This is a genomic window from uncultured Aquimarina sp., assembly GCF_947492965.1.
Taxonomy (GTDB): Bacteria; Bacteroidota; Bacteroidia; order Flavobacteriales; family Flavobacteriaceae; genus Aquimarina.
Genome location: NZ_CANLOZ010000003.1, coordinates 510519 through 536840 on the forward strand (window position 1 = coordinate 510519; position 26322 = coordinate 536840).

Here is a 26322-nt window from a genome sequence, read left to right on the forward strand (position 1 = left end):
AAAGGTGGATAAAAATACATTACGATGAAATCTTTTGTAACAAACCTGTTGTTTATAAGCTTGGGATTGACCATGCTTTATGGACAAGAGCAGATTAAGGAGGGAAGCGATTTTGATCATATAGATGACTATAGACCTAAGACCTTCCAGTTAAAAAATACTAATGAGCGTATAGATAGCTTAGAAGAGTATTTTAAGAGCTATCAACTTTTAGATTTTGATTTTGAAGAAGTATATCATCATGTTAAAAGAGATAATTATATATCAGAGTTCCTACTAGCTGCAGAAAATTGGAAATATGAAATTAGTTTACAATCTAATGATATAAGAAGCCCCGAGTATGTAGAAAGTATTAATGGAGAGATTATAAATCAAACAGATGAGGCAAATAATACTCAATCAAATACGTATAAAGGAGTAGCAGATAAAAACAGAAATAATATTGTAAGAGTAACTATCACTAAAGATAATTTTTGGGGATATATTTATAATCAAGAAAAGGAGGATTGGTTGTTTTTTGAATCAACACGACATTTTCTTAAAGATGATGAAGCAAGAAATTATTTGTTAGTATATCATCTAAAAGATATGAGAGAAAATGCATTTGGAGAATGTCAAGAGTTGATAGCTGATATAAGTGATAGAGAAGAAATTAATATTGGAGGGCAAACATTTTCATCAAAAGGCGGTACTTCTACTTGTACACCAAAATATTTAGAAATTGCTACAGATGCAGATTATGAACATTATCAATACTATAGAAATACTGGTGGGTCTAATCCAGAGATTTTATCCTTACTAAATCAAACAGAAGGAATCTTTTCTATTTATTTTAATATTCTTTTTAGTGTAACAGGGCAAAATGTACAAACTTCAAGCATGGATCCTTATACATCAATTATTGCTGAAGATCGTTTAATAGAATTTAGGGTTAATAGTCCCTCAGTTTTTTCTGGAATTAACAGAGATATAAGCATGTTATTTACAGGGTTAACTAGCATGAAAGATGATAATGGAAGTTTGTCTGTAGCTGGAATTGCTTACGTCGGCACCACTTGTAGATACCCTACATATGCCTGTACGGTTATTGGAAGAACGGCTGGTGCATATATGACCATCGCACATGAAATAGGGCATCTATTAAATATGCCGCATCCGTTTGAAGTTTCAGGGAATACCGAATGTAGTACAACTCCAGGAATTATGTGCTACGGTACTAGAGGATATTTTTTTAATGCTTCTAGTATTTCGAAAACACAAAATCACCTTGCTTCATATGGTAATTGTTTAAATAATATTAATTCATCGACGGTAGGAAATGATTGGGAAATGACTTGGACTAATGAAAGAAACAAAAGAAGATTAGGAGGATGGTATTTTAATAATGGAGATCATAAACTAGTAGGTGATTTTGATGGAGATACCGATGAAGAACTACTTTTTATGAGTAGTACAACCTGGTCTGGTATGGAAGATTATTCTTGTGATACGGGAACAGATTGGTACGATATGTGGAATAATCACGGAAGCAGATGGATAGGATCCTGGTATATGAATGAAGGAGATCGCCATTATACAGGAGATTTTGATGGAGATGGAATTACAGATTTATTGTCTATTTCTGTTAGTAATGCATGGGCTACGTTACAAGGATTTAATGCAGCTACCAATTCTTGGTATTATAAATGGAGCAATTTTGGCAGCTTTAATATTTCTACATGGCATATAAGATCTTCTGATCAATTTCAGATAGGAGATTTTGACGGGGATGGAAAAGATGAATTGTTAGGATTCTCTTATAATTGGTCAAGCTTATTTGATTTTGAAGGAGGTACTTTTAGTCAGAGATGGACAAATAGTGGAAGCGGAAGAATTGGAGGTGTAGATGCTAATTATGATAATCGGTATACACCTGGGAGATTTACGGTTACGAATGCAGATGAACTTTTAACTTGGGTTAATACTTGGGTAACAGTACTGAGATTTGATACTAATACTTCGCAATGGAATTGGATCTGGAGTCAATATGGAGATTCAAAATTTGCAAATATGCAGATATTACCGTTAAACAATCAACAGAAAATTTTGATAGGTAACTTTGATCAGGATGCTACGGATGAGGTTTTAAATATTAATAATACTTGGTCTGCTACTGCTGATTATAATGGCACCAATTTTCAACAAAATTGGAATAATTCAGGAACAGGAAGGTTAGATAATTGGTACTTAAATGGAGTTCAAAATGATTATTTAACTGTAAAAGCAACACCACATAATGAAAAACATATACTGGCTCTAAAGTATTACGAAATATTTGATTTCTTTTATTATGAAAAATATCCAGAATTGTCTAGTATGTATCGCAGCAATGAATTACATAACAAACAGAATATAGGAGATCCTTTAAATACTAATAGTGTAGGTGTCTTGAGTTCGTATGAGATAACTTTATTTCCTAATCCTACATCTGATAAAATTCAAGTAAAAATAGAGTCAGAGAATGATAAATTGAATGGACTTCGGATAGAATTGTTTGATTTAAAAGGAACCAAACTGATTTCTGAAATAATCACTCAAAAATATTATAAAATAAATGTAAAACCTTACCCAAGCGGAGTATATATGCTTAAAATTTCTGATACAAATGGTTTTAGAAAGACTCATAAAGTATTAATTACAGATCATTAAACTATTTTCACTACAAATCTTGAAAGCAATATATGGAATCGAGTATTTCTATTTTGTTTTCAAGATTTTCTCGTTTTTCTAAAATAAATTAGGATTATAATTCCGATGATCACCAGTAAAATAGCTATCCATAAAAAACTGCTTAAATGATTAGAAAAGGGTATTGGATCGTTGTTGCCAATAAGTATCAAAGAACCCCAATAAAAAGGAGATAATTCACTTCCATCATGAGAATTAATGTATTGTAGTTTGGCGTTTCGTAAGGCAGAAGATTTAGAAAGTCCTTGATCAATGTTTTTATAAAAATTAATCATAAGTTCTTGATTAGCTTTATCATTTACAGACCATAATGAAGATACGACACTATTAGTTCCCGAATGAAAAAAACCTCTTGCTAAACTCATAATACCTTCTCCTTTATTAAGCTCTCCTAAAGAAGTTTTACATGCACTTAATACAACCATTTCCGATTGGTTCTTGGTGGCATAAATCTCTTGCAATGTGATTTTTTGATTCCTAAATGCAATCCATGGACTTGTATGATGTTCGATATCAGCATGTGTTGATAAATGTATGATACGATATTGATCTATACTATCCAGCACATTGGTTTTAGTTCCTTGTTCCTCTAACAATACGTCACCAGACAATATGTCCGTGATTGTGGTTATTTCCTTTTTACTATGAACCAAAGATCCCAAGTTTTCTATCTTAAAATCTACAGGCGCGACTCCAAGAAAATCCAATGGCGCATTTCTTTCTTTTTGATCATTTTGGTCCAGATAACTCATGGAGTATGCATATCGTATCTCAACATCTTTAATTAAATAACTATGCTCCTTATCAGAAGTAATAAGTGTTTCAAAAGAGAGTTGCTGTAATGCATAATCAGGAATAATAGTGATATTTTTTCCTTTTAGAATAGAGAAAACAGATGAGGGGATTAGTTTTTGAAAAATTTGATATGCTGTTTTGTGGTATGCTTTTAATTCTTCCTCATTCCTAAACCAGTTCGTAACTTGTTTGTTTAAAAGAGTAATATCTTGCGATAATTCGTTCACCCTTGGGATTTTAAAAAATAACTGTTGATCTCTACTGTGAAAAATTCCATATCCTTCATCTTCACTTAAAATATATTGTAATACAACTTCTTGATCTGAAATGAATTGAGATGTAAAACTGTCGTAGGGTAGTACTTTTATTTTCTGTTTGTTAATGGCATAATCAGGATATAGGAGATGAAGCGAATCTACAAATACTTCATAATTCTTTTTATGGTTATAAATTTCTTTTTTAGTCTTTTGCGGAGCATCTTCGGATGTATCGGTAAGAGTATTCAATCTATTTTCGGATAAATAGATGTTTTGTTTTAATAAAAACTCTCTGTTGGCTAAGTCTTCAGGTAGTTTGGTGTTCTCTTTAGCTTGTTCGTTCGTAATATCTTCGAGCAGTAAGATCGCTTTATTTTTTTCCATAAAATAATAAGCGTCTTTATGATTATTAAGCAGAAAAGAGGCTGCTACCGCATTTAGATACAAAGCGGAAGCGCGTTCTCTCCAGTATAATTTTGATCTGTATTCCGAACTTTCAAAACGAATAATATCCACTAATTGATCTGCTATTTTAAAGGTTTTGATAGCTTGATATAAGTTATCTTTATTTTGATCATGGTGATAATATTGAATCCAAGCATTAGCCTTTTGGATAAGATGGCTTAAAGTATAGTACTTATTAGATAATAATACCAGGTCTTCGATTTCTATGCTATCTTTATAATCATGTGGTTTGTTTGGATCAATATTGTACTGAATTGCTTTTTGATATGATTCTAAAGCTTTTGTAAACTCTTTTTTGGCGATGTATAGATCTCCAAGATTTTCATAGCTAAGAGAATAGAGTTTGTTGTAATTGATTGCTTTAGTTAAATTAATTTCGGATTGATCATTTTTTTTTGTTTTTAGAAATAAAAGACCAAGACTATTATGCGTTATTGCTCTGTTTATAGAATCTGATAAGGATAAGTTATCTAATGTTTTATTGAAATTTATAATTGCTTTGTCAAATTCGTTAATTTTCAAAAATAAATTTCCTTGGAGAAGATTTTTTCTAACCTTATAACTATTTAGTTTGTTTTTCGGAAGCTCAATATTTTGTAATAACTGATCAATCTCTTGGATGTCTCGTATGATTTCTTTTGACTTTGTATTATAACCAATTTTAGAATTAATATCAGCTCTGGTTAAATATCCTTGAATTAATATTTCTTTAGTGCCATAATCATCACGAAGTAGCTCTATCATATGATCAATATGATCCAGTGCTTTATGAAAATCTCCAAACTGAATATAGATATTACCCAGAGCTCTATGTGCTTCTATAGTTTTTTTATTGATCGAGGAGATTTCTATTATTTCTTGGTAATATTTAATAGCAAAAGCAAAATCGTCATCCTTTCCATGAAAAAAACCCAAATTGTATAAAGTTTTTTTGAGTGATTTAGGGTTTAAGTTTTCAATCTTTCTTTTAAGATTGGCTGCTTTATTGGTATATATAATAGCACTTTTAATACCTTCTTTATTTCTTTGTTTTCGGTAAAACCACGTACCATATGCATGATAACATTCTGCTAACTCTTCTTTTGATAAGCTTTCTATGTTTTTTTCTAAAAAAGAGTTTACAAGCTTTTGAGTACTGTCAATAGCTATATCTTGAGATAAGATGTCTTTGAATTTTGTAAACGATTGAGAGTAGATTCCAATGGATGCACAAAAACAAATGCACATAAAAATAAACGATCGGTATTTCATAAAATAAATATATGGATTACCAATCGTTTATTCCCGCAAAATGTAAAAGTGTTATCTGATAACTATAGATAGTCAATAAGAATTGGACTCTATAGAATGTCATTTGATTGAATTATTTTTATATGCTTTGTTTTAATTATGAACAGGTCCCGAGTTTTGCGAATTGATTAAGTTTCTTATGATTACTCTTCCTCCACCAATGACTCCATTAAGGCTATACTGTTTAAAACCAGAGTCTAAAGTGCTTCTTTTAAGAAGAAACGGATTTCCATGGAGATCACTTTGCAATTGTGCTGCTCTAGCAGTAACTTCCGCATTTGCGAAAGAGGTTCCTCTAACATCAACAGGGATGACTTCGCTAGGATTAGATGCGTTTATTAATTTGAAACGATGTTCATCAAAAATAGCAAGTGCATCGATGGTAGATACTCCATAATTAGAATTCGGCGCTTTTAATAAACCACTTACATAAGGATTTCCATGTATAGGATACGTAAAATATTCTCCTTTGGTATATCCTCCTACTGTTAAGATATTAGTGCTGTCGTATCCAGAAGGGAAATGTTCATTGCCGGGGATGTCGGTGTCTATTCCAAGATTACCTGCAGAAGAAATTAAAAGTAATCGATCACTAGCATCTTCAACAATGTCTTTAAAAATATCTTGATTGCTTAGTTTGTAAAACCCAAAACTCGTATTCACAATAAAAGGCTTGTTCTTTGCAGCAACATGATTCAGTCCACAAACATTCGCCCAATAGGATCCTCTCCCATTGTGATCAAAGGTTTTTATAGACATAATTGTATAAGGTACTTGATAATGATCTAGTTGATCTGTAATGATTTTCGTAACGATAGTTCCATGACCATTATCATCTCTCGGATCGTTATCATCGTTTACAAAATCCCATCCAGATATTTCATCTGTACAAGAACTGGAATCACTACTGTTATATAAAAATGGATCAGGAAAAAAATCATAATCGATTCCTGTATCAATAATCGCAATGTTTATAGCATCTTCCGTTGCATTATGAACTACTTTTTCTTCAATCTTAGCATAATGACTTCCAAAAACTGGATCATTTTTTATTTGAAAGAAAAAGTTCAAATCTATTTCTACTCCTCCTTCATCGTCATTATGTTCAGCATTAGACACTAAATTTTCAATCTTTAGAAAATCAGAATTACTGAGGTTTATCGTCCATAGTTCAATAGTATTATTGTCACAGTCACAAGTTTCTTTATATTCGATATCAATTTTATATTTATTCTTGAAATTATTTCGGATGTTAAACTTTTCTTCTTCGGTAAGATTATCCTGTTTGAATTTAACAACCAGTTGATTTGGTATAATTTTGGGATCCATACTTTCTGCCCGAGAGTTCTTTGTAAATAACTCATTACTTTCCTTTAAAGGTTCTTCCATTCCATCCTCATCAACAGAACATCCCCATATTCCTAGTAATGAAAGACAGATTAATTTTAATGTTACAATACTTTTTTTCATGATAATTGATTAGTTTTTTAGGTGAGCAGTACTCATAACAATACCTGTAGCACTGCACTTTTAAATTGGTATCCATTCATTCGATTCAAAAACCTTCGAAATGTTACCCTAAAAATTGGAATAATTAAATTTTTATATCAAAATTTATTTTTCATTGTGATTTTGATATGATGGTTTTGTGTTTAATTATATGATAATTAATGGATTGTTGTTTTGTAATGATAATTTGTTCTTGAAGTTATAATTGAAACTATATATGAAATCAAAAGAAGTTAACCCTAAAAAAAATAGGTATATCCCCCTGATGAAGTTTTACGAATTATCTTATGTTTGTGATCTTCATAATCTGAAGTAATTAAATAGCACCTATAATTACGCAAGAAATCACATGGCTACTCAGAAACAAGATGACTATTTATTGCAAAGCCTTATTGATGGTGATGACAAGGGTATAAAAGAGATCTACAAGAAAGTTTATCCTAAGGTTAGGAACTATATCCTCAGTCATGACGGATCAGAAGACGATGCTAAGGATATTATGCAAAAGTCATTACTACAATTACTAGCCAGAGCGCAGGCTGCAGATTTTAAAATTACATCGAGTTTTGATGGTTATTTTGTGACCATTGCCAAGAACTTATGGAGAAGGGCAGCAAAAATGTCAAAATCTCGGGTAACAAATGAAGGTGTTTTGGATCTTGTACATGAAGAACGAGAAATAGCTTTAGCAGCTTATGAACAAGAAAAATGGGAGCTATTTCAGGAAAAACTATCAGAAATATCACAGAACTGTAGAGAAGTTTTAACTTTTTTCTTTAATAAAGTGCCTTATGTCGATATTGCTAAGAAACTAGGGTATGCAACGGAGAATACAGTAAGACAGCGTATTTTTAAGTGTAAGTCAAAATTAAAAGAAGCGATATATTCTGATAAACGTTATAATGAATTAAAAGAGTTGTAAAAGATTATGGAACAGGATATAGAGAGATATCTTAATAATGAAATGACCCAAGAAGAGGTAGCTGCTTTTCTAAATAAAATAGATACGGATCCAGAGGCAAAAAAGTTGCTCAGTCTTTATCAAGAAATGCATATTGTTTATGATCAGAATGATTGGGAATTATCAGATAAAAAAACTACAAATCAAAAGGTTCAACAATACGAACAGTTTTTAAGAAGTGATAAAGGAAAAGAAATAGCCAGTAGTATTAAATCAGCAGAACAATCGTATTTTAATGAGAAACCTTTTAGGTTAACAAAAATTTTAAAGTATGTAGCGGTTGCAGCAATATTTATAGCGGGATTATTTTTGGTTGTTGAATACAATCAAGGGACTAATACCGAACAATTATATGCGACTTATAAGAATTGGGATGAGCTGCCATCATTAACGCTAAGAGATCAAAATTCTGATTTAACGGAAATAGAACAGCAATTTAGAGCAGAAAATTATGAAGAGTCATTGCTGTTACTAAATACTTATGTTTTGAATAATGATCAGGAAGTAAATCCGCAGTTGCTTATGTACAAGGGAATATCTCAATTAGAGTTACATAAAAATACAGCTGCAATTGATAGTTTTACTGAATTATTAGAGAGTAACACCTTGGATGCGGATAAAGCCCATTGGTATTTAGCACTCAGTTATCTGAAGAATCAAGATGTGGAAAAAGCCAAAACCGAGTTAGAACTTCTATTAGAGAAACCTACTAATTTTAAGAATAAAGAAGCAAAAGAATTATTGTCTTCGCTACATTGATATAGCTTTCATAAGTTCTGCTTTTCGTCGTTTTTATAAGCGTTTAAACGATGTTTTTTATCTGATTTAATGGAAAATTCATTTTTTTAGACATCGATCTTTAATTTTCTTTAAAATTAATTAGATCGATGAAAGGGATAGTCAATAGCGTGCTTCTTGTTAATAGCGATAAATCTCATAATTTTTTAAATCAGTACCGTTTACTGAAATATTGTGCGCTTGGAAATATCATTAAAGTTTCTAATAGTAATGAAGCAATTGATTATTTGACAAAAGCTAAAAAAGACCTTTCGTTAAAACCAGATTTAATTATCCTGAATTGTGATTTGGCAATGATGAATAAATCAGAGTTTTTCTCACACTTTTCTAATTTAGGACCTAGAATTACCAGAGGGATTAAAATAATTATTCTATATGAGACGATACCTCAACAAGACTTAAAGAAGATATGTAAGTATAGGAATGTAGTTGGAGCAATTAAAAAACCCTTAAGTCCATCTAAAATTGATGAACTCTTTCATAAGTATTTTTTAATCGATATCAATAATCAAGATATATCTTAATTTTTTCAGCTACATCTAAAAAGATTATGATTCTTTTGATAGTGAATCATTCATAATAACGATATCGTCCGGAAAAGAATAATTTTTTGTCCTAAAAGAAATATTGTTTGTAAGTCCTATAAATCGTACCGGATTTCAGTCTAGATTTTCCCAAAATTGGATCAATAGTTTATAAAAATTACATTTGTTATATAGCTTAACTCATACACTATGCAAACGGCAAAGACTATTTCCTTTTTTAAAATTATTAAATGGACAGGATTCCACATACTTTGGTTACTTATTTTTTCTGGAGGAGTAGCGGCTTTGTATTATTTTAAGATTATAGAAGTAAGTATGCCTTGGTTGCCAATATCTGTTATTGGTACTGCAGTAGCTTTTTATGTAGGTTTTAAAAACAATCAGTCGTATGATCGAATGTGGGAAGCACGGAAGATTTGGGGCGGCATTGTAAATGATAGTAGAACCTGGGGGATGTACGTAGATGGTTTTGTTACCAATTTGTTCTCTAATACAGAGGTATCCGAAAGGAAAATTCACCAGATTAAAAAACGCTTAATTTATAGACATATAGCATGGTTGTATGCACATAGAAGTCAATTATTAGTTCCAACACCTTGGGAACACGTTAGTCAAGGAGGTCCTGTTGCCCGAAAAGCAAGATATTACCGGAAAAAATTCGGAATAGGCTTAGTAGATGATGAATATACACGAACAGAATTAAAGAACTTTTTGCCAGAAGACGAGCATGATCGATTGGTAGCCAATGTAAATACAGCTACACAAATTATTAATGAGCAGTCTCAAGATTTACAAGAGCTTAGAGCGCAAGGACTGATCGAAGATTTTCGTCATATGAGGATGGCAGAGTTATTGAGAAGCTTTTATGCTTTACAAGGCAAGAACGAGCGTATTAAAAAATTTCCACTTCCCAGGCAGTATGCGAATATGAGTAGAATTTTTGTGTGGATTTTTATTTTCCTACTACCATTTAGTATGATACCAGAGTTAATGAAATTAGGAGAAACGGGGTTTTGGTTATCCGTACCCATTACATCATTGATAGGATGGGTATATGTAATGATGGAATTAGTAGGTGATTACTCCGAAAATCCATTTCAGGGAATGGCGAATGACATTCCTATGTTATCGCTTTGTCGGGTAATAGAAATTGACCTTAGAGAAATGTTAGGAGAAAAAGATTTACCACCTGGCGTTAAAATCAAGAACAATATTTTAATGTAAAAGAGAAGATAATTTGTAAGCAAAAGGCGATCTAAGAGTAGATCACCTTGCTTATAGATGTACTATCTGCTTATGGAATAGCGACTAGTGGCAGGAAGGTTTGCTAACAATCTCTTCAATCTTTCTGTAGAAATAAATTTGAAATTTTACTTCTAGGTATTTCAACAGCATAACTGCCTGAGTAGATTGGACAAATAACACAATCATCAAAATAAAATTTCACTGTATTTTGATTGATTACAAAATTATTCTTGTACTGTTGAAAAGTATCTAGGTCTAATTGCCAGCATTCTTCATATTGTGGTTCTGATTTTTTATACTTAGTCAATGTTTTATTTACTGCATCCAACATGTCTATTTCAGATCCATTCTTGAAAATGTTGTTGTAATTGATGAATTCAGCTTTTTTAGGATCAAAATTTAATGCTTTAAACATGTAAGATGATTGGTTGTCATCGATATAATGATTTGCTTTGTATAACAGAATACTAAAAATGTTCTCGTGAGAATAAATTTTATAATTAATTAATCTTTTGTGCCGTTCAGAAGAATTATAACCAAGATCACATTGCAACTTTGTTTCATTCAAAGTGTTTTTTACAGAAACATTAGTGGATAAATAATTATTGGATATAAAATCATTAAATTTTTTTAAAGATGGGTTGGATGAAATATCTAAATAAGGATACTTATAATCAATAATGTAGTTTTTTTCCTTTTTATAAAAGGATTTGGTTATTATTATTATATCTTCTGCCGTTTTTGGATCACCTTTTAAGTCTCCAAAAATACTTGCAGTATTGATTTGCTCATTTGTTTGATTACTTGTCACGTTTTCTCCCGATAAAGTAGATTTTTCCTTTTTGCAAGACCCTACAAAAAGTAACAATACAAGTGATAATGATAAGGTAAAATAAGATCTTGTTGTCATAATATTAGATTTAATGAAGGTTTAATTGATAAATATTGACCGCAAAATTCTATACTTTTTTACATTTAATATTATTTATATTAATTATAATATTCATAATAAAAAATTATAATTAACTCATCTCTTATTTGTTAAGGTTTTTTCATTAACAATTTTTTACATATTTCTTAAAGATTTATGAGTTCAAGTATTTGTTTTTCAAGTATTTATTGGATTTTTGAAAGCTCTAATGGTTTAACATTTTGAACAGTTGTTTTGTTAAACAAAGTATAATGAAAATTTTCATAAAAAATATTTATTAATTAGATAATAAATATAAATAATAATTAATGAGACAAAACTAGTAATTTAGAACAGAAAGGTTGGTTAATTAAAAGAAAGTAATATGAAAATCAGAGTTTTAATTTATGTCGGGCTTATTGTTTTTTTATCTAATTGCGCAGTAATAAGACCCGGAGAGGCAGGTGTTAAACAAACACTTGGAAAATTGTCAAATAATGTTTCTACTCAGGGAACAATGTTCTACAATCCTTTAGTTAGTAGAGTAATAAAAGAATCTACTCAAACAAATAATATCAAGTTGATTTTAAATCTTCCTAGTAAAGAAGGATTGAGTGTTAATTCCGAGATTTCTATTCTCTACAGGTTAGAGCAGAACAAAATACCGAGTGTTTTAGAAAACTTAGGAAGAGATTATGAATCCATTATAACAAGTGTATTTAGATCAGCTTCTTCGGATGTCTGTGCGAAATTTTTTGCTAAGGATATGCATTCTGGAATGCGAGCAAATATAGAAGAAGAGATCAAAGTGAAAATGAAAGAAAACCTGGAAAAACAGGCGGATGGTATTGAGCTTATTGCAGTACTTATGAAAAGCATCCAGTTACCTAGAGGTTTGGCAAATTCTATAGAAAGAAAATTACAAGCTGAGCAAGATGCCATGCGAATGAAATTTGTAATCGACCAAGCAAAACTAGAAGCTGATAGGAAAATCATTGATGCAAAAGGAGAAAGAGATGCTCAAAAAATAATAGCAGAAGGTCTTACAAAAGAAATTATACGAATCCGTAGTATCGAAGCTTTTAACAAACTTTCAGAATCTCCGAATAGCAAAGTGATTATTACAGATGGTAAAGCACCTTTTCTTATAGCAGGAGATGATTAATCAAGAGTTTAACTTAAAAACAAATGATCATGGAATTATTAAATAAAGCATCAGAATTTATAAAAAGAAGTATGGCTAATATGAGCACAAGTGATAGGGTAGTAGCATCCAGAGAAGCCAAGGCGATTGTATTATCAATTAATGAAGTGTATAAAAAAACAAAAGATCCAGAGTTAATGGATATTATGAAGTCTGTAACTAACAAAAAACGTAAAATCGATAGAAGATTACGAGGTATGTTAGGGTAGTTGTTTGATTAGTTTATGGAATAGGAAACTTTAAAAGGAAAAAATATGGAAGTAATTTTTGAATATCATAACGCAAGAAGTAGTGGTTACTTGTCATCCATGGCAACTAAAAAACTGAAAAGATTAATTAAAAAATATCCTTTTGTGGTAAAAAGCTATGTGTTTTTTAAGGAAGAGCTTAGTCTTAAAGAAAAGGGGCAAGGATATATATGTGGAATTCGTCTTAGTGGTCCTGGTCCATTATTATATGCTTCTTCGCATAATAGTGATCTCTTAAGTGCTTTGAATGAAACGATAAAAAGTTTAAAAACTCAACTCAATAAGCGTAAAGCGCTCTTATATAATAATTAACGATAGTAATGTTGTTTTCATTGATTGTTTAGTTGTTGCCCATTCTAAAGGCTGTTCTTTTCCCGTATGAACAGCCTTTTTTACAAAAGATCTCTAAGAAGATACTAACAGATAGATTAGTAATCGGTGTATTTAATGGAAAACAAAAAGGCGATCTATTTTTAGATCGCCTTTTTAAACTAAATGTATAATATATTACTTGTCTAATGCCATTTCTGGTTCTTTCACAGTACTAGCTTCAAATTGATTACTAGTATTTTTAGCTCCTCCTGCTTTTAGTGCATTGTCACCAGCAAAGAATGTTTTGTGATCATCACCAAGATCTGAACCTGCCATACGTTGGTGTTTTACACAAGAAACTCCTTTTCTGATTTCCTGACGCTGAACGGAACCTACATATGCTAACATTCCTTTATCACCAAAATAACCTTCTACTAAGTCATTCATATGTAGTGCAGTAGTGTGATATGTTGGTAATGTGATCAAGTGGTGGAATACTCCTGCTTCTCTAGATGCATCTGCCTGGAAATTTCTGATCATTTCATCTGCTCTATTGGATAATTCGGTACCGTCATATTTAGCATCCATAAGCTCTTCGCGATTATATGTTGAAGTATCTTCTCCAGCTTCTACCATAAGATCATATGCCTGCTGACGGAAATTGATTGTCCAGTTAAATGATGGAGAATTGTTATATACTAATTTAGCATTTGGTACTTGCTCTTTTACACGGTTTACCATATGAGCAATTTGTTTTACATTAGGCGTAGGTGTTTCGATCCATAATAAATCAGCACCATTTTCTAAACTAGTTACACAGTCTAATACAACACGATCGATATTAGATCCTTCTTTAAACTTGTATAATCCATTAGGTAATCTCACAGGTCTAACTAATTTTCCATCGCGTTTGAAAAGAACATCGTTTTCATTTACCTCATCAATACGAACTTCCTCAGCTTCTACAAAATCCATATACTGAGAAGCTAAATCACCTTCTTCTTTAGAAACTGGTAATTTTTGAGTTAAACCAGCACCTTCAGAATCTGTTCTTGCTACGATGATACCATCATCAACTCCTAATTCTAAGAATGCATACCTAAGAGCATTCAACTTTGCAATAAAATCTTCGTGTGGTACAGTTACTTTACCATCTTGATGACCACATTGTTTTGCATCAGAAACCTGATTTTCTATCTGCAGTGCGCATGCACCAGCTTCAATCATTCTTTTTCCTAAAAGATAAGTAGCTTCTTCGTTTCCAAAACCAGCATCAATATCAGCAATAATTGGTACTACATGTGTTTCGAAATTATCAATTTGATCTTGTACATCCTCACCAGCATCCAAACGACGGAAAAGATCATTAAGCTCTACCGCATCAGCCTGGCGTAAAAATGTATAAATCTCTTCGATTAGATTTGGTACAGCTGTTTTTTCATGCATTGACTGATCTGGTAAAGGTCCTAATTCAGAACGTAAAGCCGCAACCATCCAACCAGAAAGGTATAGGTACGTTTTGTCGGTAGTTCCTTTGTGCTTTTTTACAGCAATCATTTTTTGCTGTGCTACAAAACCATGCCAGCAACCTAGTGATTGAGTATAATTAACACTATTTGCATCGTATGCTGCCATATCCTTACGCATGATGGAAGCCGTATATTTTGCAATGTCTAATCCAGTTTTAAATCTATTTTGTACCGCAATTCTCGCAGCATTTTCTGGTTTAATGGTTGCCCAAGTGTTTCCGTATTTTGCTTTTAATGCTCGTACTGTATCAAGTGCCGAATTATAAGTAGTCATAATTTTGTATTTAAATTTTATTTCAAGGATTTACTTTTTATGCTTTAGTGGTTTTTTCTGAATTGTAATCAATCGTATTGTTGACCGCCCAGTTAGTGACTAGTGTCTTAGTTTTTGCTTTTGATTTCATCTTTATAATCTTTAATGTTCATTAATAATCCGAATTCCAATTGCTACTTACAGGCTTCAACTAGATTCATTTTGCTGTAATATTATTTTCTAAGCGTCTTAGTAAATTAATTACAGGACAATATTAGAAAAAAGTTTTTGATAAAAAAAGCGAACGTTCGCTAAAATGATTAAAAAATGTAAAAATGAAATTTTCGCAAAGTGGTTTAAATATAATTTTTGGGTGTAAATTCTAATGCTGATTTTTTATTGTAAGTAATTGAAAATTAAGTATTTGAAATGCATCTAATTACTCTTAGAGTAGTACAAAAAGTTCGTTATTTGTAACTGAATTATTTTTAGAAAAAAATAAATTAAAATAGAATTGTTTTTCTGTTTTCAGCGGTTTTGAACTGTTTTTGGAAAGTGAAAACGTCAAAAAAGAGTGAATCAAAATCTATATAAATGATAAAATCTGATCAAAAATTGAGCGTAAAAAGAGGAAGTTGTAGCGGTTTTAAAATGAGATTTATAAGTTAATTTAATTAAAAACCTTTTTATATTTTTGGTAGATCTATGATGTAATTCTTTACTGCCTATAAATTTTTTCAAATTTATATATAAAGGATTTTAACCTTACATATTTAGTTGGTGTTCAAAAGATATATACTTTTAATTTTTAGTTGTTTTTGTATAACTGCTAGTGCTCAGATCGTTAATGTAGAATCCCTACGAAAAGTGTCAGATACCTCTCGATGGTATGGATTTGTAAGTTTGGATGTAGCATTGATAAAAAACAAGCGTGATATATTTAAGATCGCTAATAGAACTCATATTCAATATAAAACAGATAAGAATTTGGTGCTTTTTATTAATGATCTTAATCTACAGCAATTGGACTCCGAAAGATTTGTAAACAGAGGTATTCAGCACCTTCGGTATAATTATAGATTTCATTCTAGAGTAACTTGGGAAGCCTTTGTGCAAACTCAATATGACCCTGTTTCTAATATAAAGTTTAGAGGGTTGTTAGGTTCTGGACCAAGATTTAAAGTATTACCTTCCGAAAAACATAAGTTTTATATCGGTACCTTGGTAATGTATGAATATGAAGAAACAGAAGAGTTAGATCAGATAATTACTAATTCGGATGTTAGAGGAAGTACTTATATTTCTGTAAACCTCTATCCATCCAATCAGGTTTCGATCATAAGTACTACATATTACCAGCCCAAAATAGATCTGCTAAAAGATTATCGTATTTCTACTGAGACTTCATTGGTGTTTAGTATTTTTAAAAATTTCGCTTTTAAATCCACTTTTACCTTGTTGTTTGATTCTTTCCCAGCAATGGGTATACCAGATACACAATATGAATGGACCAATGGCTTAGCCTATTCTTTTTAAATAAAAATTATTTTGATTTCCTAGTTTTATCGGTGCATTCTATCTAATATTTCCATTACTTCTACTTTCTTTCGAACAGAAACCGGAACGTTTTCTCCATTTTTTAGCATCAGGTAACCTCCATCAGCTTTTATGAAAGCGCTAATGCATTGTAGGTTGATCAAATGACTTTGATGAACGCGTAAGAATTGATAATTCTTAAGCATATCAGCAAAATATTTTAGTGTTTTGGTTACAAAAACTTTCTGACCATCTTGTAGATAGAAAATAGTGTTATTACTATCAGATTCACAACGCACAATATCATCCAGGCTTACAATGATAATCTTGTCTAAAGTATGAAGAGATATTTTATCAGGTTTTTGTTCTGGAGCAGATAAAGTGTCCTTCAGAATGTTTAGGCGTTCTTTATTAGGCTGAATCTGTTGTTTGGCTTTGCTAATAGCCTGGGCAAGTTCTTCATTAGAATATGGCTTTAATACGTAATCTATAGCAGCAAACTTGAAAGCTCGTATAGCATATTCATCACTAGCAGTAACAAAGATGATTTTGGATTTTAATTCAGGAAATATTTCCAGTACATCAAAACCAGTACCATCACCAAGCATAATATCTAAGAATAAAATATCGGGTTCCTGAGTTCTTAATGCCTTTGCGGCTTCTACTACACTTCTAGCAGTATCAGTAATTTTTATTTCGGGGTGGTTAGTTTCCAGGTCACTTTTTAATAATTGAAGTGCGTCTGGCATATCTTCTACAATAATTGCTGTAAGCATAGTTAACTTAATAATCAGTTAGTAATGGTATTTTAAACGAAATTTCAGTTCCTTCAATGGAAGAATCTTCGTGTACAATTTCTTTAATCTGTAAGGCGTCTTTTCCCGAAATAGATTCTAATCTTTCTCTGGTAACCGTCAATGCCATGGATTGATGATCCGTTTTTGCCTTCGCTTTTTGGGATTGAAAAATACCCATCCCATTGTCTAATATCTTACAATGTAAGAATTCTTCATTAGTATCAAAAAAGACTTTTAATTTTCCATCTTTATTTCCTTTTAGGATTCCATGTCGTATAGCATTTTCTACAAAAGGTTGTATTAGCATCGGTGGAATAAGTACTTCTTCTGGATCAAATTCTGAATCAATAGAAATAGTATAATCAAATGGTTTTGTGGCCATTAGTTTTTCTACTTCTATATAATGTTTCAAGGTTTTCATTTCCTGATCCAAGGTAATATGATCTTTTCTAGAATTGTATAAAGTTTCTCTTAATAACGTAGCAAAAGTATTAATGGTGCTATTCATTTTTGATGGATTACTAGTTCCCATCGCTTTAATCCCATTTAACACATTAAAGATAAAATGAGGATTCATTTGAAGACGTAAGGCCTTTTGTTCTAATGAAAGGAGGTGGTTTTGCATCTGCAGCTTTTCTCGTTCTTCTTTGTTTTTAAGTTTTACTTTTCTAATGTAAAATAGGGCAATAAGGGTCACTATTAAAAGAAGAATACCTAACATGGTCAGTTGAAACCAAAGTTTTTCATAAATAGGACTGTCTATAAAGATATTGAACGTTATGGGTTGACTTTCTTCCCATCGATAATTTCTAGATTGTGCAGAAAAAGAATGTGCTCCATATGCTAATCCAGCCAGGTTCTGCTTTTTTTCTGATGACCAAGGGCTCCAGGCAGTACTATTTAAACGGTATCGATATTCTATATCATTAGGGTGATCTAAATCGATTGTTTTATAACTAAAGGATAACTCCGTTTGTTCTGGAGTTAATTGTAAAACATAATTGTTTTTAGCCCAATCGTCTGGATTAATGGAATCTAGTGTTTGGTATGCTATTTCAATATTTTCGAAATGAATTTCAGGTTTTATGGGTTCTTTATCTGTTTCTCCTGGTTCATATTTTGTTAGGCCATAGATAGCGCCAAACCATAAATTCCCATCATTATCTTTAGTAATCGCATTAAGACAAGTTTCGATACCTAAAAAACCATCATTGCGACCATAGTGAAAAATATCCTGAATTTGATTGAGTAAATTAATTTCTACACGATCCACACCACGTTCGGTCCCAATCCATAAGTTTTCTTCATTATCAAATATCATTTGATAGATATTGTTGGAGTATAGATTTTTTTCGCCTTTTAATTTTTTAAAAGAAAGTTCTTTTTCACTCAGATCAGCCCACCAAATTCCTTGTCCAGCAGTACCTAAATACATTTTCTTGTCTTTAAAAACAAAGCTGTTTATGGCTACTTTTTGATTTAGGACATTGCCGAGGTGAGTGACTTTATTTCTTTTTATAAATCCAAGACTTCCATTTTCTGTAGCATACCAAATCTTACCTTTTTTATCGGCTGACATATACTTAATTTCTAAGTCTTTGATTCCTCTTCTTTTAGCAAATTTGCGAACAGATTTCACCTTATGTCTTCTATAATCATAAATAAATCTGGTAATTCCAGAGGAGTAGGTGGCAGCCCAAACGGTGTCGTTACTGATGTGTATTGATCTTACCCAGTTAGAGGAAAGTCCTCTTTTTTTATTGATTACATAGTTTTTAATAACTTCTTTAGTAATGGTATCTTTCTTAGCCCTTTTAGATCTTCTTTTGGTAGTAAAAATGCTGTCTTTAAGTTTTATCTCTTTAAGTATAATACCTTTTCCTTCAGTACCAGCCCATATGTTTCCACGGCTATCACTAGTTAACGTTTTAATTTTTAACTCAGATAATTTTTTATCTTGTTTTATTTGATGAATTCCTGCGCTATCAATTTTTATAAGTCCAGCTTCTGAGTTAGAAGCCCAGATTTCATCATCCTTATGATGGACAGCGTATACGCGATTTCCTTTTAAACCTGTATCTTGATTGTAATGTGTGAAGTTATTCTGAGAATATTTATAAAATCCACCTCCAGAAGTAGCGATCCAAATATTCGATTGACGATCTGTAATACTCTTTCTGATATTAGATACAGCTAGTCCGTTTTTACGATTTATTTTTTTCTTTAATCGATAGTTGGTAGCATCTAAAATGGTAACTCCATCATTACTGGTAGAAAACCATAGTTCATTGTTAATGATCGAAATATCATTAACATTTAGTGTTTCCTGTATCCATTTATTTCCATAGCTTTTGGCATTGGTGTTTAAAACTAGAGTTCCTTGGTTTAAAGCGGAAGCAAATACTTTGGTTTTATGATAAAGAGCAGCGCTAAAATTGTAAGCACTATGACGCACCATAATGCTCGCATCTTTATGAATTTGATTTAGTTTCCAAAGCCCCTTATTAGTTGCGATCCAAAATAGCTTTCCGTCGAATACAATATCATTTACAATACTGGTATTGATTCTAGGATCTAATTGTACTTTTTTCAGGCCATTACGAGCTGTGTATATATAAATTCCAACATTTGATGCTAGATAGGTTTTATTATGAATTCTAAAAATCTTATTGATCTGAAGTCCTTCAAAATTGTGGAATTGTTTTTTTGTTTTTATCGAAAGTCCTAATCGTGTACCTACGAATAAACTGTCATTAACGAAAAGTAATGAATGAATATAATTCGATAAAAGCCCATCATCTTCATTCCAGGTTTCAAATTCCTCTCCATTAAATCTGCTAAGTCCACCGCCACGAGTTCCTAACCACAGATATCCGATATCATCTTGGATAATATCATGAACTTGTGATTGCGGTAGTCCATCTTCTAAGGTATAGGCTCTTAAGCCATTATTCTGGGCTGTGATTTTATTGGAGCTTCCAATTCCGATATATAATAATAAAAGGAATAGTAGGTATGAAAAGCGATTGGGGCTCATAACTTTTGGTTTGATAACAAATATAATCAAACTTGATTTCTTGTTAACGGTACCCATAAAATACTTATGATAAAAAGGAAAATAAAGTAAAACCGTATACAAGCAGGCAGTTTTTTTGGGAAAAAACAAATTGGAAATAATTGGACGCGCCTGCCGTATACAATGGTTTTAATATGATATTATAACATCTTAATGCTCAATAGAACCATAAAAACAAATAAAATAGCGCAATAAAATAATATGATTGAATAATAGAAATTCGCTGAATTTATATTCAATAAATTAATTACTGGTAATCGCTGTATTTTTTGGAGTAGTAACCTTGTTGTCATTCCAGGTAAAACTTTGTTTTAGATTTACGTATTTTATTTCAGATGTCTCTTTATATAATGTTTCAGTTTCTAATATATTTCCATGGATACCATACTCTTGGCTAGGAAAAGTATATTGAGAATCGGTGTTTGAATTATCGCAATAAACGTTCGTTAGATGTGGTAACTTAATTAGTTCATTTTTATCATTCACCATAAAATAATAGGAATCTACCTCAGCACAACAGGCTAAATATTCCACTTCCATCTTAATCACCTCAGAGATCCCTTCCAGACCTGGGTTCTCCAAGGTGGTGATAAAGATGTCCTCAAAAAGCTCACTGTCTTTTACTTCGAAAGTAAAAACGTTTTCTGAAATTCCCCCCAAACGAATCAGATTAACAATGCAAGTCAGTTGTTCTGCCCCATTCTCTTTAATTTCAGTAACTGCTTTATACTTTCCTGTTTTCTGAAAACTTTGCGCTTTCATAAACTGAAATCCTAAAATTAGGATGAAAAAAACAATGATCTTTTTCATAACAGTATTATTTTGAGGTTGATTATTTGATACAAATGTATAGGCGTTACACCGTTCAAAATTGCTGGTTTTAGAATTCGTTAGAATCAATTTAGAATTCGTATCACTAATTACGGTTTTAACATAATGAAGGAATATTCCTTATTGAGAATTCGTTGTATAGTGATTCATATCTAATAGTTATTTTTGCGCTATGATAAATAATTTCGAGAATGAGTTTTTTGGAATAGGAATCCAAAATGGGAAAACGCCAGAGAACTTAGGAGTATTATGGAGAACCGCGCAAAATATGGGCGCTAGTTATATTTTTACTATTGGTAATCGTTATGCTAAGCAAGCTTGTGATACTCATAATGCGGTAAAATCCATGCCATATTTTCACTATAATACTTTCGAAGATTTTTATAGTCACTTACCAAAAGGAGCTATGCTTGTAGGAGTAGAATTGACTGGAGAAGCAGTTCCACTAGAAACTTTTCATCATCCAAAAAGGTGTGTGTATCTATTAGGAGCAGAAGATCACGGTTTGTCTAAATTAGCAATCGAAAAGTCACATTTTTTAGTAAAATTTTCATCTGAGCTAAGTGTTAATGTTGCTGTAGCTGGAAGTATAGTGATGTATGATAGAGGTATAGATAAGCCAAGGTTTATTAGAGCATCTTCATAAAAGTTCTTGAAGCGCGTCCGAATCGAAATATATCTTTATGCCTCAATTTACAACAGTTTAATAGAACTACTTTTTTTATAGTACATTTATAACTTATTTAGTTCTATGTTCGAAATAATTGAGAAATCTATAGCCCAATTCAGTTCATGGATTTGGGATTGGCCCTTGTTAGTTCTTTTAATTGGCGGAGGAGCCTTTTTTCTTTTATATTCTCGATTTACTCCTTTTTTATATTTCGGACATGCTATTCAAATATTACGAGGTAAGTATGATAATGAAGAGGCTCCTGGACAATTAAGCCATTTTCAGGCATTATCATCTGCAATAGCCGCTACAGTTGGTATGGGGAATATTAGTGGAGTGGCAGTAGCCTTGGTTATGGGTGGACCTGGAGCAATATTCTGGATGTGGATAAGTGCTGTAATTGGAATGGCGACTAAATTTTATACCTGTACTCTGGCGATTATGTATCGATCGGAAAGTAAAGAAGGTACAACTCTTAGTGGTCCGATGTATGTAATTGTTGAAGGATTAGGGAAAAGTTGGAAACCATTAGCAGTTTTCTTTGCTATTGCTGGATTAATAGGAACATTACCCGCTTTTACTGTTAATCAATTAACACAGACACTGGTAGATGTTCTAGATTGGGAGGATCATACTAAGCTATATATAGGAATTGTTTTAGCGGTTATAGCTTCATTTGTCATTCTTGGAGGAATTAAAAGGATTGGTCTTGTTGCAAGTAAATTAGTGCCTTTTATGGTGGTATTATACTTTATTACTGTATTTACCATATTAATATTACAAATCGATAAGGTGCCGGAAATGTTTATGTTGATTTTTTCTGATGCTTTTTCTGGAGAAGCGGCAGCTGGTGGTGCCTTAGGATATCTAATAAAAACAGGTGTAAAAAGAGCCGCTTTTTCTAATGAGGCTGGAATTGGAACTGCTCCGATGATGCATGGAACCGCAAAAACGAACGAGCCCATAAGAGAGGGTTTGGTAGCTATGATTGGACCTGCAATAGACACCCTTTTAGTATGTACCTTAACAGCCTTAGCTATTTTGTCTACTGGTGTTTGGCAGCACTCTGACGATAATGGAATTTCACTTACACTAGCTGCATTTAATTCTGTATTGCCTTATGGGATTGGAGATATTGTGGTAATTACTATGGTACTAGTTTTTGCTTTTTCAACCTTATTTTCGTTTTCGTATTATGGAGTTACTTGTCTAGGTTTTTTAACCAAACCAAAATTCGGAAAGTATTATAATTATATCTATATACTTTCTATTGTTGTTGCTGCGGTCGTAAAAATAGATTTTGCTATTAACCTAATAGATAGCGCATTTGCCTTAATGGCGATTCCCACCGTAATTTCCGGGTTATTATTGTCAAAAAAGGTAAATGACAAGGCAAAAACGTACTTTGAAAAAATCACTTCCAAATAATCTGTAAAACTACTTTTTAAACTAGTATTATTTGATAGGAGAAACTACAGAAAACCAAAGTCTCCTATTTTTCGTATATATTTGTTCTAACCCAAATTTTTGAAAATATGAACAAGTTTACCTATTTATCATCTGTAATATTGATGCTTTTTTTTGTTTCCTGTGAAGAATTGGAAAGACTAACAGTATTTGAGATTGACTACGATTCTGAATTTACAGTGGCTTCAACAACAATTATTGATGTGCCAATAAGTATAGAAACACCTCCGGTACCAACTAATTCGGAATCCGAATTTGAAAGTAATAATACGAGTAGTTCACTAATAGAGAGTATTCAATTAAAAAGACTTAGCCTTATCATAGAAAGTCCGGAAAGTGGAGATTTTAACTTTCTTCAAGAGGTTAGGTTATTTATTGATGCAGAGGGATTAGAAGAAACTGAAATCGCATTTGCCGAAGATTTAGAAAATGAAAACCTAAAGGTGATCGAGTTGGAAACGACCCGAGCAGAGTTAAAAGAGTTCTTAAAAAAAGACTCGTTTACTCTGAGAGCTTCCACCACTACCGATGAAACCATAAATGAAGATCATAAGATAAAAGTCGATTGTGTATTTCGAGTAGATGCAAATATTCTAGGGCTTTAATTATTTAAGATAAACACGAGGAATATCATTTTTAATTTCTCGTGTTTGTATTATAATTTAAGATGCATTTTCAAGCAAACAGTAGTTTTATTCTCTTACAATAAATTCACTTCTTCTATTTTCTTGATGCTCTTCTTCTGTACAAGGAACACCATTTGCACATTTATTTTTAAGTCTTCGTTCACCATACGCTTTTCCTCTAATTCTACGCCAATGTATACCACCATTTCTGATTATGTATCGTACCGTCGCTCGCATACGTTTTACACTAAGTCTTTTGTTATACCAATAGCTTGATCTGCTATCAGTATGCGAACGTACTTCAATTTTTAAATTAGGATTTTGTTGCATAACGGCAATTACTTTTTGTAAGTCAGCAATTGCATCAGGTCTTATTTCATCGTTATCTAGGTCAAAGAAAATCGTATTTAATTGTAAAGGGTCTACTATATCGTCACCGATAGAAACAGGTTCGGATGATGTAGATAGTAGTTTTTCTTTTGTGAAATTGATAGGTACATTGTTAAGAGTTTCATAGGTATTGTCTGATCTAAAAATAATATCATTAGGATTAAGACCATCGATTGCTACTCTTATAATATATTGCTTATCACATTCTACTTCAAAGTTATAACTACCATTATAATCAGATTTGATCTCATTAATCACATTTCCATCTGTATCCAATAAGATAACATCAGCATTTGCAATTGTTTCACCTGTTTTTTCATCAGTAATAATTCCAGTTAAATACTCTTTGCAGGAAGTGATAAGTTCTTCGGTTTGTTTAAAACTATAAATGTCATCATTTCCTTTCCCTCCTTTTCGGTTACTGGCAAAATAACCTGTTCTGTTTTCTTCATCAATAACAAAAGAAAAATCATCTTTTGGACTATTAATAGGTCTCCCTACATTAAATACTTCATAAGAGTTTTCTTCTTTTGGGATAGCAACAAAAACATCTAAACCTCCAAGTCCCACATGACCATCACTGGCAAAATATAATTGTCCACTGTTGCTCACAAATGGGAATGTCTCTCTTCCTTCGGTATTAATAGAATCTCCAAGATTTCTAGGCTTCCCATAGCCTCCTCCTGGAAGTATGTCTACGACGAACAAATCAGACTTACCTCGGGTTCCTCTCATATCACTTGCAAAAAACAACTGTTTGTCATCAGGGCTTAGTGCCGGATGCGAAATGGAATAATTATCACTGTTAAAAGGTAGTTCTTCAATATTAGTCCACTTTTCATTAATGAATGTTGCTTTATACAATTTGAGTAACACAACACCTTTTCTGCTTTTTCCTAATTTGTTATTGGTGAAATTGTTTCTGGTAAAATACATAGTATTCCCATCCTTTGTAAAACTAGTAGAAGATTCGTGATATTTAGAGTTTATCTTACCCTTTAGTTTTTTAGATTCCTTTGTTGATATATTATCGTCATTTATTTTTGAGGAGAACAGGTCTAAGAAAGGCATTTTATTCCATTCATGTAGTTTTGAATTTTTACTTCTGGAAGAGGCAAAAACAAGATTTCCTTTATAATCAAAACTTGGAGCATAATCCGAAAATTCAGAATTTATATCTAATGTATAAGTGTCATATTTACCAGATTGCATTTCGATAAAATTTAAGTAATCTCTTTTGTCAACAAAAGATTTGGCTCGTTTATCATTACCAGTTATCGAATTAAATCTTTCCATAACAGTATCCGCTTCATTGTAACGTTCAGCACTTTTTAGACTTTGCGCATAGCGGAACAAATATTCTGGTTTAATTTGATCAGAAAAATTCGAGATCAATTTTTCATACCACTCGATAGATGCTTCGGGTTCTCCTGTAAAATAAAAGGAATCTGCCAATTTTCTGTATAAGTCTGGTGATGAATATCCTTTCTTTGCAACATCGAGATAGATGTCTCTGGCATTAATATAGGCTAATGCTTCAAAATTTTGATCCGCTTTAGAAAGTAACTTTTCTGTGCTTTGAGAAAAACAATTTATTGATATCAAAAATAACGTCATGACAGCATAAATAGATACCGTATGAAACGTCTTGAAATTAATAAAAAATGATATAGAACAATTTCCCAAAATGATCCCAGTATTTTAATGTCAATAATTTATTTTCAGGGGTTTTTGAAAATATACTGGAATTGAATTTACAAAAAATTAACAAGAGTACCTTTAGATTGTATTTCTATATCAGATTTTTCTGTGTTTTATGTATATAAATTTTAATCAATTGAAAAAGATAATAGTTTTTAGGAGTGCGTAGTTTTGTGAAAT

The 26322-nt window shown here is 31.9% G+C and carries 20 protein-coding genes; 12 read left to right on the forward strand and 8 right to left on the reverse strand.

Annotated elements, in window-relative coordinates; all coding sequences use genetic code 11:
* The first annotated feature begins 24 nt into the window (after window positions 1-24).
* Window positions 25-2688 carry a T9SS type A sorting domain-containing protein gene (locus Q1B37_RS10240; protein WP_299898428.1) on the forward strand — a complete coding sequence of 888 codons (2664 nt, stop codon included), beginning with the start codon at window positions 25-27 and terminating at the stop codon, window positions 2686-2688.
* A 59-nt stretch (window positions 2689-2747) separates the two neighbouring features.
* Here the strand turns inward: Q1B37_RS10240 and Q1B37_RS10245 are convergent, their stop codons facing one another.
* The gene (locus Q1B37_RS10245) at window positions 2748-5471 is read right to left on the reverse strand and encodes a CHAT domain-containing protein (RefSeq protein WP_299898430.1); all 2724 of its coding nucleotides are present in this window, start codon (window positions 5469-5471) and stop codon (window positions 2748-2750) included.
* A 156-nt stretch (window positions 5472-5627) separates the two neighbouring features.
* Window positions 5628-7004: a S8/S53 family peptidase gene (locus tag Q1B37_RS10250; protein ID WP_299898432.1), complete on the reverse strand. Its 1377-nt coding sequence runs from the start codon at window positions 7002-7004 to the stop codon at window positions 5628-5630.
* A gap of 388 nt (window positions 7005-7392) precedes the next feature.
* Here Q1B37_RS10250 and Q1B37_RS10255 point away from each other — a divergent pair, with 388 nt between their 5' ends.
* The 4 genes from Q1B37_RS10255 to Q1B37_RS10270 all read left to right on the forward strand — a co-directional run bounded on the left by Q1B37_RS10255 (window position 7393) and on the right by Q1B37_RS10270 (window position 10571).
* On the forward strand, window positions 7393-7965 hold the full coding sequence (locus Q1B37_RS10255) for a sigma-70 family RNA polymerase sigma factor (RefSeq protein WP_299606007.1): 573 nt from the start codon (window positions 7393-7395) through the stop codon (window positions 7963-7965).
* A gap of 6 nt (window positions 7966-7971) precedes the next feature.
* Window positions 7972-8763 carry a hypothetical protein gene (locus Q1B37_RS10260; protein ID WP_299898434.1) on the forward strand — a complete coding sequence of 264 codons (792 nt, stop codon included), beginning with the start codon at window positions 7972-7974 and terminating at the stop codon, window positions 8761-8763.
* Between the two features lie 128 nt (window positions 8764-8891).
* The gene (locus Q1B37_RS10265; RefSeq protein ID WP_299898436.1) at window positions 8892-9326 is read left to right on the forward strand and encodes a hypothetical protein; all 435 of its coding nucleotides are present in this window, start codon (window positions 8892-8894) and stop codon (window positions 9324-9326) included.
* Between the two features lie 210 nt (window positions 9327-9536).
* Window positions 9537-10571, forward strand: a complete 1035-nt coding sequence (locus Q1B37_RS10270) for a bestrophin family protein (protein ID WP_299898437.1) — start codon at window positions 9537-9539, stop codon at window positions 10569-10571.
* 115 nt (window positions 10572-10686) lie between these two features.
* On the opposite strand, the gene Q1B37_RS10275 is transcribed toward Q1B37_RS10270, so the two are convergent.
* On the reverse strand, window positions 10687-11502 hold the full coding sequence (locus Q1B37_RS10275) for a DUF3298 domain-containing protein (RefSeq protein WP_299898439.1): 816 nt from the start codon (window positions 11500-11502) through the stop codon (window positions 10687-10689).
* Window positions 11503-11887: 385 nt separating this feature from the next.
* Between Q1B37_RS10275 and Q1B37_RS10280 the strand changes: the two genes are divergently transcribed.
* The 3 genes from Q1B37_RS10280 to Q1B37_RS10290 are packed head-to-tail and all read left to right on the forward strand — an operon-like array spanning window position 11888 to window position 13266.
* A complete protein-coding gene (locus tag Q1B37_RS10280; RefSeq protein ID WP_299898441.1) occupies window positions 11888-12667 on the forward strand; it encodes a prohibitin family protein in 780 nt (259 codons plus the stop codon).
* 29 nt (window positions 12668-12696) lie between these two features.
* Window positions 12697-12915 (forward strand): hypothetical protein, encoded by a 219-nt coding sequence (locus Q1B37_RS10285; RefSeq protein WP_299606022.1) that lies wholly within the window; start codon window positions 12697-12699, stop codon window positions 12913-12915.
* A 45-nt stretch (window positions 12916-12960) separates the two neighbouring features.
* Window positions 12961-13266: an HPF/RaiA family ribosome-associated protein gene (locus tag Q1B37_RS10290; protein ID WP_299606023.1), complete on the forward strand. Its 306-nt coding sequence runs from the start codon at window positions 12961-12963 to the stop codon at window positions 13264-13266.
* Between the two features lie 195 nt (window positions 13267-13461).
* On the opposite strand, the gene Q1B37_RS10295 is transcribed toward Q1B37_RS10290, so the two are convergent.
* Window positions 13462-15069: an isocitrate lyase gene (locus Q1B37_RS10295; protein WP_299898443.1), complete on the reverse strand. Its 1608-nt coding sequence runs from the start codon at window positions 15067-15069 to the stop codon at window positions 13462-13464.
* An 846-nt stretch (window positions 15070-15915) separates the two neighbouring features.
* On the opposite strand from Q1B37_RS10295, the gene Q1B37_RS10300 reads away from it, so the two are divergent.
* Window positions 15916-16584, forward strand: a complete 669-nt coding sequence (locus Q1B37_RS10300; RefSeq protein ID WP_299898445.1) for a DUF481 domain-containing protein — start codon at window positions 15916-15918, stop codon at window positions 16582-16584.
* 26 nt (window positions 16585-16610) lie between these two features.
* Here the strand turns inward: Q1B37_RS10300 and Q1B37_RS10305 are convergent, their stop codons facing one another.
* The 3 genes from Q1B37_RS10305 to Q1B37_RS10315 form a co-directional block, all read right to left on the reverse strand.
* On the reverse strand, window positions 16611-17360 hold the full coding sequence (locus Q1B37_RS10305; RefSeq protein WP_299898447.1) for a LytTR family DNA-binding domain-containing protein: 750 nt from the start codon (window positions 17358-17360) through the stop codon (window positions 16611-16613).
* 7 nt (window positions 17361-17367) lie between these two features.
* Window positions 17368-20418, reverse strand: a complete 3051-nt coding sequence (locus Q1B37_RS10310; RefSeq protein WP_299606050.1) for a two-component regulator propeller domain-containing protein — start codon at window positions 20416-20418, stop codon at window positions 17368-17370.
* A gap of 282 nt (window positions 20419-20700) precedes the next feature.
* Entirely contained in the window at window positions 20701-21267 is a 567-nt protein-coding gene (locus Q1B37_RS10315; protein WP_299606052.1) for a hypothetical protein, read from the reverse strand.
* Between the two features lie 193 nt (window positions 21268-21460).
* Between Q1B37_RS10315 and Q1B37_RS10320 the strand changes: the two genes are divergently transcribed.
* The 3 genes from Q1B37_RS10320 (at window position 21461) to Q1B37_RS10330 (ending at window position 24030) form a co-directional block, all read left to right on the forward strand.
* The gene (locus Q1B37_RS10320; protein ID WP_299898449.1) at window positions 21461-21934 is read left to right on the forward strand and encodes an RNA methyltransferase; all 474 of its coding nucleotides are present in this window, start codon (window positions 21461-21463) and stop codon (window positions 21932-21934) included.
* A 105-nt stretch (window positions 21935-22039) separates the two neighbouring features.
* Entirely contained in the window at window positions 22040-23386 is a 1347-nt protein-coding gene (locus Q1B37_RS10325) for a sodium:alanine symporter family protein (RefSeq protein WP_299898450.1), read from the forward strand.
* Window positions 23387-23493: 107 nt separating this feature from the next.
* Complete coding sequence (locus Q1B37_RS10330; protein WP_299606060.1) at window positions 23494-24030, forward strand: hypothetical protein; 537 nt, start codon at window positions 23494-23496, stop codon at window positions 24028-24030.
* Window positions 24031-24117: 87 nt separating this feature from the next.
* Here the strand turns inward: Q1B37_RS10330 and Q1B37_RS10335 are convergent, their stop codons facing one another.
* Window positions 24118-26058: an OmpA family protein gene (locus Q1B37_RS10335; RefSeq protein WP_299898451.1), complete on the reverse strand. Its 1941-nt coding sequence runs from the start codon at window positions 26056-26058 to the stop codon at window positions 24118-24120.
* Window positions 26059-26322 lie beyond the last annotated feature (264 nt).